Here is an 11,775-nt window from a genome sequence, read left to right as displayed (position 1 = left end):
CACATCACTTGCAGCGCCCCTTCAGGTGGGGGAGTTTGAGGTGACCACAGGTGGAGGAGTTTGGCCGACCATCGGGGGGCTTGGTGACAGCATAACGGCATACCGCTCGTGCGCCGTGAATTAGCAACGTCCTCAGATAGGAATCACCATGCTTACTGATGCCGAGCAACGTTGATTTTCCGCCGCTGGGATGTTGGAGCGGTACCAGCCCTATCCATGCTGCCAATTTCCGACCACAGCTAAAGCAACTTGCATCGCCGATCGAAGCCACCAGTGCATTCGCTGTGATGGGCCCGATTCCCGGGATTTGCGCCAATCTGCGGCTGACTTCGCTGTCGCGGTGGGGCTTTGATCTGCTTCTCACTGCCGCTGCTGCGCCGTGAGTGGGCGCGCACACGCTTCAAAGGTTGCCGCGCGGCGGACCCGTGCGTCTTGGTAGCGGGGACTGTGGCGCTGGCGCGCCGCAGGCCGCCTTTGTGTGATACCGACCCTACCGTGTGCGCGTCAGGCGAGGCGAGCGGCGCGATCTCGTCTGCATTCTTTTCCAGCAAGACTTGCTCGGTAGTGATTTCGTACACCATGGCGCTGCGGGAGTGCAGCGGTGACGTGGTCGCCTCCGCTAGCATCGGCGTGATCGCCCGAAGGAAGCAGCCTGGGGCAGAAAATGCAGCGCAGCAGGCGGTATGGCAGCCACTGTCACCAGCCCGCGTTGAAGCGTGGCCTCGTCACCGAGCCGGAATACCGCATTTCAGAGCTGCGCGTGCTTCCTCCAGGAATTGCCTACCGATGTTTGTCATTTCCGCGCGTCGTTGTCGTGCGGTCCAGCAAGCGAAGCGACTTTTCCAGTTTCTCGATCCGCCGGCTGAGCCCCGGCTGCGAAATGTGAAGTGCTTCGGCGGCCATATGGAACCTTCCTTTTTCGACGATAGCGACAAACGCTTGCAGATTTTCCAGGACGAAATTAATGCGTGACATGCATCAGATCATCGGAAAATTGCAATTCACAGATTAGTCGTCTCCCAATATTCTTGTAATGCCTGAACGGGACGTGGTGACGTGCCGCAAGGCGCACATAAACAGATTGATCTCGGAGACTTACGTTGAAAATCGCCGTTCGCCATCTCGCGCTCACCCTTACCCTGACTGCATGCACCTTGACCGCCTGGGCTGAAACCTGGCCCGCAAAGCCTGTAAAGTTCGTTGTACCGTTTGGTCCTGGCGGCGCCAACGACTTGGTTGCGCGCGCCGTGGCCGATGCGGCGTCCAAGCAACTGGGCCAGCCCATCATCGTAGAGAACAAGCCTGGCGCCGGTTCGGTACTGGGTGCCGACTATGTGGCCAAGTCCGCGCCGGACGGCTATACCTTCCTGGCACCGGCAGCCGGCGTGATCACCAACGGCATGATCAAGGCCCACCTGCCGTACAAGGAGCAAGACCTGGTGCCCGTCGCCATGCTGGCCGTCAGTCCGTCGGTCATCGTGGTGCCCGCCGACTCTCCGATCAAGGACCTCAAGGGTCTGGTTGCCAGCGGCAAGGGCGGCAGGAGCCTGAATTTCGCTACGGCGGGCACCGGAAGCACGCCGCACTTCGTCGCGGAAATGCTGAAGCTGGCGACCGGCGCAAAACTTGAGATCATTCCCTACAAGAGTGGCTCCGAAGGTATGGTCGCCGTTGTCGGCAAACAAGTAGACGCCACCTCCGAAGCCAGTGTTGTGGTTCTTCCGCAGGTCAAGGGCGGTAAGCTGCGACCGATCGCTTCCACCTGGAATACCCGCATTGCCGCGATGCCGGATGTGCCCACCACCGCAGAACTCGGCTATCCCAGCGTATTCATCGGTCACTGGTCCGGCGTATTCGCACCGCGTGGTACCCCTGATGCGATCCTCGACAAGATGAACAAGGCTATCGATGCCGCCATCAAGTCACCTGAACTGCGGGCCAGGCTGATCCCGCAAGGTATCCAGCCGATGGGCGGGACGCGGGCAGACTTCACCACGTTCCTGGCTGGCGAAAAGGCTCGCCTCGGCCCGATCGCGCGCGCAGCCAATATGAAAGAAGACTGAGTGTCAGCGCGGTCCGTAGTTGTGAATAATTGGCTTCGACATGAAGCTGACAATCTTTGCCGCCAGGCATACCTTGATGGTTCTCATGCTCTGGCTGGCTGCTCCAGCCTGGGCAGACGAGATCCGCGTGATTACCTCGGGTGGCTTTACCGCGGCCTACCAGCAACTCGTGTGCCGCTCACCATGTCCTTTCCCTCGTTGAGCGTGGACTTCCCAGGCCAGTAATTCTCGCTGCGCGGCGAGCAATCAGTTGGGAGTTCTTCTACGATCAGCGCTTCCACGTTGTCACGATCAGCCTCTTGCACTCTTGCCATGACGGCCTGCCGAATCACGGATAGCGCATCCTGATCGGGTTGCAGCACGACGTCACGGATCGTTTGTTTGATCACATCACGCCAGGCAAAGCGTAGAGGATCGGGTTCCGCCAGGTCCTGCTTGATGGGAGGTACTCTTGCGTTGAGCGCTCGTAAGCCCAAACGTAGAGATCGCGCAGCAATTCGACGCGGGTCATTTCATACGTGCCGAGAATGGCGCGACTATAAGCTTGCTCCGGTACATCCAGGAATGTGAGCGGACAAAGGTTTTCGCGGAACAGCGGCAGATTGGCCACCAGGCGCGAAGTTCGTTTGTTCACGCCCGCGAATGGTTGCAGATATGGTAGGTGCACCAGCGCGAAGAATGACTGTTCGAAGGGATCGGCAATCTGATTCACTTTCCCGAGCAGGGCATCTAGTGCTTCCTCAGTTTGCTGTGGTGCTGACAGGGCTCATCAAGGTATAGCGGTCGAGACCTACCGTACCGATGTTCTCCACCAGCAGTTCGATGGCAGTCTTTTGGTTGAGAATCATCTGTGTTTCGATGGCCGCCTTGCCTTGCGCCGCCTTCCCGTGCTCGATCAGCTCCCGGGTGTCGAGGCGGGAATAGGTGTTGCCCTCAAAATGACTCGATGCCAGTCCATCAGTAGCCGGTTGTTCAGGATGGCCCTGCTGTAGGTTCCAGCGGGCGCATCAGCCTGCGCCGTCTTGCCCATATCGCGTAACTGACGCCGAAGCGATTCCGACAGGTACCGTGTGACATTGGGCTGATAGGCGTCAAGGAAGTCGCGTTGGTACCCCACAGGCTTGCGCGCCTCCGGAGGCTGATCGATATACGCCACGATGTCGCGGCTATCGGCGGAAAGCGGAATGTAACCCGGGAAGCGGTCTTCCTCCGGGGAGGCAGCGGCAAACTCGGTCGCTTTCGCAGCGAAATAACGACGGGCGCGACCTTCGCCGATCGCCATGATCTGTCGATCATCGATCCATTGGCTCCTCCAGCGTTGTGCTGTCCGCCGTGCAACGTCGGGATGCTGTGCCAGCAACTCGGTAAGCATTAGTCCCGCGGAGGCTTTCCGGATACTTCTAGCAGGGCGTGGGCAGGGAACATGTCGGACGTGGCGCAGTTCGCTTAAAGAATGCCGCAATTGTGGCGCGGTTCTTTAAACTGCGCCATCAATTGCGGCGCCATCGCAGTCAGTGTCGTGACAGAGGGCCCGGCAGATGGCTCGGTGTTCTTCCTGACCAGCGCTGGAGCGATTGTTATCAATCCTTCGCTGTATAAAAACCTGTCCTACCGTCCGGAGGGAACCTGGTGCCGGTATCCATGGTGGTCACGACGCCTCAGGTCCCGGCGGTGCCCCCGCAGTCCAAGGTGAACTCTGCCAAGGATCTCGTGGCCCAGAGCCGTACGGGCCGTTCGGTGTCGCTGGCATCGTCAGGGATTGGCAGTATGCAGCACGTGGAGATCCAACTGTTCAAGGCCTCGACCTCGGCGGAGTTCTTGCATGTGGCGTACAAGGGCGCGGCGCCGGCCATCACCGATACGATCAGCGGGCAGGTCGATGCATTCTTTGGCGATGCGTCAGGGCTTGTACCGTTCATCGAGGGCAAAAAACTGAAGCCTGTCGCAGTGACCACCGCCAAGCGGCTACCTTACCTGCCGGACGTCCCAACGCTGGACGAAAGCAGCATCAAGGGCGTGTATGCCGAAAACTGGTACGGTCTGATGTTCCCCGCTGGCAGACCTCACAAGATTGTGCAGGAGTTGAATGGCGCCGTCCGAAGAACACTAGAAAACAAGGACGGGCCAATCTCGCGAAGATGGGATTGGCGCCGGCGCCGTCCACTGCGGCGGAGTTCTCCGATCGGATCCGCGCGGACGGGGGAAAGTGGTCCAGGTTTGATTGCGGAGCGGAACGTCAAGCCCGAGTAAGGTGTTCGCCGGATTCCCTCCGGCGTCTGGTTAGAGTCCTCAATCTGCGGGCTGGCATTCTGGGACCGGTCCGGAGACGGCGTCGGCCCGGCAAAGCTTGTGCGCTCTGCCGGGCTTTTTTTTCGTTCACGCGGTTTGTTGATACATGCAAATTCCATACAGTGGAATTGTGGGGGTGAATGTCAACGTGACAAGGCCTAAGCTATCTCCAAGAAATAAAACGCACGCGGCGTAGGTTGGTGAATAAGCCGGCAGCGTTTCAGATCCTTCCAGGAGACACTCCATGCATTCGATCCGTACCGGATTCGTCCGCCAGCTTGCCAAGGCTGCCATTCCCTTCATGATGGTCACCGCCGCGCCGCTCCCTGTGCTGGCAGCTTTCCCCGACAAGCCGATTCGCCTAGTGGTGCCATTTGCCCCCGGTGGCGGCACCGACTTGGTGGCGCGGGCAATGGGCATCACCATGGGCGAGGATCTGGGCCAGCCCGTCATCGTCGACAACAAGCCTGGCGGTAGCACCATCATCGGGACCGATGCGGTGGCCAAAAGCGCGCCCGATGGCTACACGCTCGTCATGGCGACCATGGCCCACGCCGTTAATCCGAGCCTGCACAAGAAGCTGCCGTTCGATACCGACAAGGCCTTTTCGCCGGTCATACTCGTGGGGCGCTCACCCAATGTTCTGGTAGTCAAGCCGGACAGCCCGATCAAGACCGTGCAGGACCTGATCGTCGCCGCAAAGGCCAAGCCGGGCAAGCTGAACTATGCATCGCAGGGCGCGGGTACCTCCGCGCACCTGGCAGGCGAACTGTTCAAGAAGATGGCGAAGGTCGAGATCAACCACATTCCGTACCGTGGCGCTGGTCCGGCTATTACGGATCTGCTCGGCGGACAGGTCGACGCGATGTTCGCCACGGCGGCTGCGGTCGCGCCGCACTTGGAGAGCGGCAAGCTGCGCGCGGTGGCGGTCACTACCGCGCAGCGTTCACAGGCGCTGGCGCTGAGCAAGGTGCCGACGATCGCCGAAAGCGGCGTGCCCAACTACGTGGCCGATAGCTGGTATGGCCTGTTTGTGCCGGCGGGTACGCCGCCGGCGGTGATCACGCGCCTGAACGCGGCAGCGAAGAAAGCCGTGCATACCAAAGCATTTCGCAAGCGCGCCGAGCAAGAGGGCCTCGCCGTGAGTGGCGGCACGCCGGACGAATTTGGCCGCTACGTCAAGGCCGAGAGCCAGCGCTGGAGCGAGATTATCAAGGAAGCAAACATCACCGCCGACTGAGCGCGGCCATGACTACAGAACGCATCGCAGACACAGAACCGAATCAAGCTATGGACAACTATTCCCTGATCGAACTGAAGATCGAATCGGGCATCGCGCTGCTCGCCTTCAACCGCCCGGACAAGCGCAATGCCATGAGTGATGACATGCGTACGGAATTCATCGATGCACTGGAGCGCGTCGCGGCTGACAAGGCAATCCGCGCACTGGTGCTCACCGGCAACGGCAAGGGTTTCTGCGCGGGCGGCGACGTGGCCGGGATGCAGCGCCGTATGGAAGCGCCGCAGGGTGAAGTTGGCTTTAACGGGTGGAGCCGCCAACAGCGGGTGCACCACACTGTAAAGTTGCTGCATACCATGCCGAAGCCCACGATTGCGGCGGTCAATGGCGCCGCGGCGGGCCTGGGTGCCGATACGGCGCTATGCTGCGATTTCGTCGTGGCCTCCGAATCGGCGTCGTTCTCATGGTCGTATATCAACCGCGGGCTGATCCCGGATGGCGGCGGCATGTATTTCCTGCCGCGCCGCGTAGGCTTGTCGACTGCCAAGGAGCTGCTCTTCACGGGTCGAAAAGTCGAGGCGGAGGAAGCCAAGGCGTTGGGCATTGCCGACCGCCTGAGCAAGCCCGACACGCTGATCGGCGATGCGCTGGCGTGGGCGGCAGAGCTGAGCCAGGGCTCGGCCACCGCCATCGCGCTGGGCAAGAGCATCATGAATCAGTCCTTCGAACTTCCCGCCGACCAGGTATTTGCGCAAGGCAGTCAGGCGCAGGGGATCTGTTACACCAGCACCGAGCATCGTGAGTCCGTGCTGGCTTTCCTTAATAAAGCCGCCAGCAAGGTCTGACACCATGAACGCCATCCAACGACTTGTCACGCCGCGCAGTGTCGCCGTGATCGGGGCTTCCGCTGATCCCACTAAAACCGCCGGCCGTCCGGTGTCCTACTTGCGCAAGCACGGCTTCAGCGGGGCGATCTACCCGGTCAACCCCAAGGTCGAATCGATCGACGGCCTGCGTTGCTATCCCGACATCGCCTCGCTGCCGGAAGTGCCGGATGTCGGCATCGTGCTGCTGGGCGCCGAGCGTGCCCACCTGGCGGTGCGCGACCTGGCTGCTCGCGGTGCAGGAGCTGCCATCGTGCTGGCCAGCGGCTATACCGAGACCGGCGCGGAGGGCGCTCGGCGCCAGGCCGAGCTGATTGAAGCAGCCGGCAGCATGCGCCTGCTGGGGCCGAACACCATCGGGCTGGTCAACCTGACCGACAATATTCCGTTGTCGGCCAGCGGCGCGCTGGAGATGGACCAGTTCCCGTCTGGCAGCATTGGCGTGGTATCGCAGAGCGGCGGTATCCTCGGCGCCCTACTGTCACGCGCCGCGGCGCGGGGTATCGGCCTGAGCAAGCTGATTTCCACCAGCAATGAAGTCGACCTGGACCTGGCCGATTTTATCGACTATCTGGCCGACGACGAGGCCACCCGCGTGATCGCGCTCTATGTCGAGAGCGTGCGCAACCCTGACACGTTCCGCCGCGCCGCGCTGAAGGCGGCGCGCGCCGGCAAGCCGGTGGTGGCGTTCAAAATTGGCCGCTCCGAAAGCGGGGCACGCGCCGCGGTCTCCCACACAGGTGCACTGGCCGGCGCCGACCGTATGTACGACGCTCTGTTCGAGCAAGTCGGCGTGATCCGCGCGCAAACCTTCTCCGACTTGCTCGACATGCCTGCGGCACTGGCTACGGGCCGCAAGCTGCGCGGCAAGCGCATCGCCATCCTGACCTCGACCGGCGGCGCGGGGACGCTGGTCTCTGACAGCCTGGGTGTGGCCGGCTTCGAGACGCCGGCACCGGACGAAGAGACCGCGGCGAAGCTGCGGGCATTGCAGAAGGGGGACCATGCAGCGCTCGACCGCAACCCGATCGATGTGACCCTGGCTGGGCTGCAGCCCGACCTGCTGCGTGCCGCAATCTGGATCCTGCTGGAAAGCCCGAGCTATGACGCGGTATCGGTGATCGTGGGTTCGTCAAGCCTGGCAATGCCGGACCTGATGGCCAATGCAATCCGTGACTGTCTGCCAGACAGCGACAAACCGGTGATTGCATATGTCAGCCCGCATGCGCCGGAAGTCGCATCGCTGCTCAGTCGGCGTGGCGTGCCGGCATTCTCAGCGCCAGAGGCATGCACGGTAGCATTCGATGCGATGCTCCGCGCGAGCGAAATTGGGGCGGACGAAGAAGTGGGGACTTCCTCGCTGCCGCTGCCGGATCTGCACACCTTCGGTACCGGCCCGCTTGACGAAGCCGCGGCAAAGACGCTGTTCGCCGGCTTTGATATGCCGGTTACGAAGGAGGTTGTCGTGACCAACGGCGATCAGGCGCGGGCGGCCGCGGAGGGCTTCTGCGGCAATGTCGTGCTAAAGGTGTTATCGGCCGAGATCACGCACAAGAGCGATGTCGGCGGCGTGGCCGTCAATGTTTCGCCCGCGGAAGTGGCAGGACGGCTCGCAAAGATGGCTTCGGACGTACAGTCCGCCACGGGAATCGTGCCTCAGCGTTACCTGGTGCAGGAGATGGTCAAGGGCGGAGTGGAGGTGATTCTCGGCATGCACCGGGATGCGCTTGGTACCGCCATCCTCCTTGGCATGGGTGGGGTTACCGCGGAACTGTTCAGTGATACCACGCTGCGGCTGTTGCCTACCGGCCACGGTCTGACGCGCCAGGCGGCACTGGAAATGATCCAGCGGCTGAAGACGGCTCCCCTGCTGCAGGGCTACCGCGGCAGGCCCAAGGCGGACGTGGATGCGCTGGCCGACGCCATTGTCGCCTTCTCGCGGATGGTCGCAACGCTTGGCGACAGGCTGATTGAGGCCGAGATCAATCCTGTGTTCGTGCTACCGGAAGGGCAGGGCGTTGTGGCCGCCGACGGCGTGGCGATACTGACCGACGGCGGCAATCGCTAAAGAGGCAACGGCATGCGCGGTGAGCGGGAGAGTGCGCTGGTGACTTCTGTGGACGGCTGCGAGGTCGTCTGGCGAAGCTTTGGGGCCGGACCGACTACCGTCATGCTCCACGGCGGTCACGGAAACTGGCAGCATTGGGCGCGCAATATCGAACCGCTTTCCCGGACACGCCGGCTACTGGTGCCCGACATGCCGGGTTTTGGCGAGGCTGCGCCCGCACCATGCTCGGATTTGTCTGGCTTCGTCGATGTCCTGGCCCGCTCGCTGGCTCAGTTGCAGCTAGATTGCGTCGACCTGGTGGGCTTCTCGTTTGGGGCGCTGGTGGCGGCGCACCTAGCAACCCATGCGGGCCTGGTTCAGGTGACCGTCGATCGTCTGGCGCTGATCGGGCCGGCTGGCCATGGCGGGCCACGACGCATGACACAGGCGCTCGTCGACTGGCGCCGTTGTGAAAGCCCTGCGGCACTGGCCAATGCAATGCGCCACAACTTGGCGGCATTCATGATTGCCGAACCAGCGGAGATTGATGGCGAAGCCGTGACTATCCATACCGAGGCTTGCCGTGCGACGCGCTTCCGCAGCAAGCCGATTTCGCGTGCCGGTGGGTTGCAGGACGCCCTTGCCCGCTTTGCCGGACCAATACTGATGATCTGGGGCGAGAAGGACGTGACCATGTCACCTGAATCGCTCGCTGAAGTCGCCCGTAACGCTCGCGAAGGGGCGCCAGCAGGAACTCACCCAGTCAGCGTCCACTTAGTTCCGCACGCCGGGCATTGGGTGCAATACGAGGCCCACCAACAAGTCAACACGATGCTGAACGCGTGGCTGCGGCAGCGCGCTCAGACATTGACATAAGCCGGCCAGGGCCGGCAGAAAGGAGAATCCATGTACGCAACAGAGGCTTTTGGGCCATTCTTCAGCACCGTAAAAGCTGGACCGCTACCCGTCGAGGTACTTCACCATGCGAAGCGCGCGCTGATCGACTGGCATGCAGCACTGTTCCCGGGCCTTGACGCGGAGGCGGTACAGCGACTTCGAGGTGCGCTGGAAGAGGAGTTCGGCCGGGGCAACGCCACGCTGCCTGGGGGGCAACATGTCACGGCGCGCGTTGCGGCGTTGCTCAATGGCGCCGCCGCTCACGCTGCCGAAATCGACGACAGCTTTCGCGACGCGATGTATCACCCCGGTGCTCCGACCATTGCCGCCGCGATCGCTGCCGCGCAGGACGTAGGCGCCGCCGGTGAGCTGCTGCTGAAGGGTATCGTGGTTGGCTATGAAGTGTCGACCCGCATTGGCGTCGTACTGGGCCGCGCGCATTATCGCTACTGGCATAGCACCGCTACCGTTGGTACCTTCGGCGCGGCGGCAGCGGCCGCGTTTATCTATGGCGCGACCGAGGAGCAGCTTGCGCACGCGCTGGCAACCGCGGCAACCTTCGCCGCCGGACTGCAGCAGGCATTCCGCATGGACTCGATGTCCAAGCCTCTGCACGTGGGCCGCGCGGCAGAGGGAGGCGTGCTGGCTGCCCGTGCTGCCGTTGCCGGTATCACGGGTTCGCTGGATGTGCTTGACGGCGAGACGGGACTTGGCCGTGCCATGTCTGACGGCCCGGAATGGGGCGCGTTGGCCGCGACACTGGGCACGGATTTCCATATCTGCCGACTAACCTTCAAGAACCATATCGGCTGTGGCCACACCTTTGCGGCAATTGACGGCGCACTCGCCCTGAAAGCGAAGCTTGGCATTGACACCTCGCAGATCCGGCACATTCACGTTGCTACCTACCGTCCTGCATTGGAGATCGCCTGTTACCTCGATCCCCAGACGGAGAACGAGGCCAAGTTCAGCCTCAAGTACATCGTCGCTACCGCACTGGTACATGGCAGCGTACGCCTGCCGGCCTACACACCGGAGCGGCTGCGGGACGATGAGACGCGCCGGCTAATGGATTGCATGACAATCGTGGTCGATCCGGAAATCGATGAATGGTTTCCTGGCAAGCGCGCAGCCAGGGTGGAGATCGAAACCTTGGACGGCGCCAAAGCCGACTACCTTCAGCAAAATCGGAAGGGCGATCCCGAGGATCCGTTGTCGGACGCGGATCTCGACGGCAAGCTGATGGAACTGGCGTCCCCGATTGTGGGCGTTGAAGCCGCACGTCGGCTGGCAGGGCGTATTTGGCATGTAGAATCCGAAAGTATCTGCGAACTCTTTGCGTGAAGGGCCCGGCATTTTTCTCGACTACACCAGTATCATGCAAAGGATCAACCCATTAGGCAGCTTGCTACACGTCGTACTAGTTGCCGCATTGTCTGTTTTGTCCATAGGAGCGCGTGCGGAATCGTATCCAGCGCGACCGGTTCGCGTGATTGTTCCGTTTCTGGCCGGCGGTGGCACTGATGTGATAGCACGCTCGCTGGGCGATGAACTTTCGCGTAGCCTCGGCAAGCCTTTTATCGTTGAGAACAAGCCGGGAGCCGGTTCGATCATGGGCAGCGACGTGGTGAGTAAGAGTCCGTCGGATGGCCATACGCTGTTGCTCACCACCAGTGCGTTTTCCATCGTTGCCAGCATCGGCATCAAGCTCCCGTGCGGTGGCATCCAGGCCTTCGAACCTGTCGCGCTCTCGGCCGCGCGCCGAACGGGGTGCTGGTGCGCAACGACAGAAGATCCGATCGGCAGCGGACTTGTTGCGTGAAGCCAAAGCGAATCCGGGGAAGCTGCGGGCAACGGCACGTCCGTCCACTTGGCAGCCGACTATTTCCAATCCATGGCAGGCATCCGGCTTGTGCACGTGCTATATGTGGCTCTGCGCCCCATTTTCCGATCTGTTGGCCGGCCATATTGATGTTGCGTTCGCGACGATGGCTAGCGCTGCAACATTAATCCGCGACGGTCGAGTGCGAGCACGCGCAGTAACTTCGTCCACGCGTTCCCCAATTTTTCCCGATGTTCCTGCGGTGGCGGAGGCTGCTGTCAAAGGCTACAGTGCCGAGGTTTGGTACGGTGTCTTCTCGCCAAAGGGGACGCCGCCCGATGTCGTCACTGCGCTGCATCGGGCTATCGTGCAAGCGTTAGCCTCCGGTGCATTTCGTGACCGGCTGGCGCGCGAAGGCGTGGTGGGAGTAATCGGCTCACCTCAGGACCTACGCGCGGTCGCCGAGCAAGAGGCCGGCCGGTGGAAGCAGGTGGTGAAGGACAAGGAGATCCGCATCGAGTAGCATTCCCAGG

The 11,775-nt window shown here is 61.8% G+C and carries 12 protein-coding genes and 2 pseudogenes; 10 read left to right on the top strand and 4 right to left on the bottom strand.

All coding sequences use genetic code 11. From position 1 onward, the window contains the following. Positions 1 to 79 precede the first annotated feature (79 nt). Positions 80 to 343 (bottom strand): annotated as a pseudogene (locus tag AC1Q7H_RS31185) (transposase); the annotation flags it as partial. Between the two features lie 437 nt (positions 344 to 780). Beyond that, positions 781 to 975, bottom strand: coding sequence for a helix-turn-helix domain-containing protein (locus AC1Q7H_RS31180; RefSeq protein ID WP_228772690.1), 195 nt, complete (start codon positions 973 to 975; stop codon positions 781 to 783). Between the two features lie 125 nt (positions 976 to 1,100). Here AC1Q7H_RS31180 and AC1Q7H_RS31175 point away from each other — a divergent pair, with 125 nt between their 5' ends. Both AC1Q7H_RS31175 and AC1Q7H_RS31170 read left to right on the top strand, forming a co-directional pair. Then, the gene (locus tag AC1Q7H_RS31175; protein ID WP_013959582.1) at positions 1,101 to 2,063 is read left to right on the top strand and encodes a tripartite tricarboxylate transporter substrate binding protein; all 963 of its coding nucleotides are present in this window, start codon (positions 1,101 to 1,103) and stop codon (positions 2,061 to 2,063) included. A 40-nt stretch (positions 2,064 to 2,103) separates the two neighbouring features. After that, a pseudogene (locus AC1Q7H_RS31170) lies at positions 2,104 to 2,235 on the top strand (substrate-binding domain-containing protein); the annotation flags it as partial. 213 nt (positions 2,236 to 2,448) lie between these two features. On the opposite strand, the gene AC1Q7H_RS31165 reads toward AC1Q7H_RS31170, so the two are convergent. Together AC1Q7H_RS31165 and AC1Q7H_RS31160 are read right to left on the bottom strand one after the other, a co-directional pair. Further along, positions 2,449 to 2,775, bottom strand: a complete 327-nt coding sequence (locus AC1Q7H_RS31165) for a hypothetical protein (RefSeq protein WP_492382119.1) — start codon at positions 2,773 to 2,775, stop codon at positions 2,449 to 2,451. A 183-nt stretch (positions 2,776 to 2,958) separates the two neighbouring features. Continuing rightward, positions 2,959 to 3,345, bottom strand: coding sequence for a hypothetical protein (locus AC1Q7H_RS31160; protein ID WP_228772689.1), 387 nt, complete (start codon positions 3,343 to 3,345; stop codon positions 2,959 to 2,961). A 359-nt stretch (positions 3,346 to 3,704) separates the two neighbouring features. Here AC1Q7H_RS31160 and AC1Q7H_RS31155 point away from each other — a divergent pair, with 359 nt between their 5' ends. From AC1Q7H_RS31155 to AC1Q7H_RS31120, 8 genes are all read left to right on the top strand, one after another. Further along, the gene (locus AC1Q7H_RS31155; protein WP_153956234.1) at positions 3,705 to 4,313 is read left to right on the top strand and encodes a tripartite tricarboxylate transporter substrate binding protein; all 609 of its coding nucleotides are present in this window, start codon (positions 3,705 to 3,707) and stop codon (positions 4,311 to 4,313) included. A gap of 340 nt (positions 4,314 to 4,653) precedes the next feature. Further along, entirely contained in the window at positions 4,654 to 5,592 is a 939-nt protein-coding gene (locus AC1Q7H_RS31150) for a tripartite tricarboxylate transporter substrate binding protein (protein WP_492382118.1), read from the top strand. Positions 5,593 to 5,642: 50 nt separating this feature from the next. Next, a complete protein-coding gene (locus AC1Q7H_RS31145; protein WP_153956232.1) occupies positions 5,643 to 6,437 on the top strand; it encodes an enoyl-CoA hydratase/isomerase family protein in 795 nt (264 codons plus the stop codon). 4 nt (positions 6,438 to 6,441) lie between these two features. Next, positions 6,442 to 8,544, top strand: coding sequence for an acetate--CoA ligase family protein (locus AC1Q7H_RS31140; RefSeq protein WP_211982814.1), 2,103 nt, complete (start codon positions 6,442 to 6,444; stop codon positions 8,542 to 8,544). Positions 8,545 to 8,583: 39 nt separating this feature from the next. Further along, complete coding sequence (locus tag AC1Q7H_RS31135) at positions 8,584 to 9,399, top strand: alpha/beta fold hydrolase (protein WP_249221399.1); 816 nt, start codon at positions 8,584 to 8,586, stop codon at positions 9,397 to 9,399. Positions 9,400 to 9,429: 30 nt separating this feature from the next. Beyond that, positions 9,430 to 10,764, top strand: a complete 1,335-nt coding sequence (locus tag AC1Q7H_RS31130; protein WP_153956230.1) for an MmgE/PrpD family protein — start codon at positions 9,430 to 9,432, stop codon at positions 10,762 to 10,764. Positions 10,765 to 10,798: 34 nt separating this feature from the next. Continuing rightward, positions 10,799 to 11,242, top strand: a complete 444-nt coding sequence (locus AC1Q7H_RS31125) for a Bug family tripartite tricarboxylate transporter substrate binding protein (RefSeq protein WP_492382117.1) — start codon at positions 10,799 to 10,801, stop codon at positions 11,240 to 11,242. Further along, a complete protein-coding gene (locus tag AC1Q7H_RS31120) occupies positions 11,235 to 11,765 on the top strand; it encodes a tripartite tricarboxylate transporter substrate-binding protein (RefSeq protein WP_492382116.1) in 531 nt (176 codons plus the stop codon). The genes AC1Q7H_RS31125 and AC1Q7H_RS31120 overlap by 8 nt, the downstream gene beginning before the upstream one ends. Positions 11,766 to 11,775: the final 10 nt, after the last annotated feature.

Source organism: Cupriavidus sp. GW823-FHT06D04 (genome assembly GCF_058795055.1).
This window is presented reverse-complemented; position numbering and strand designations above follow the sequence as displayed.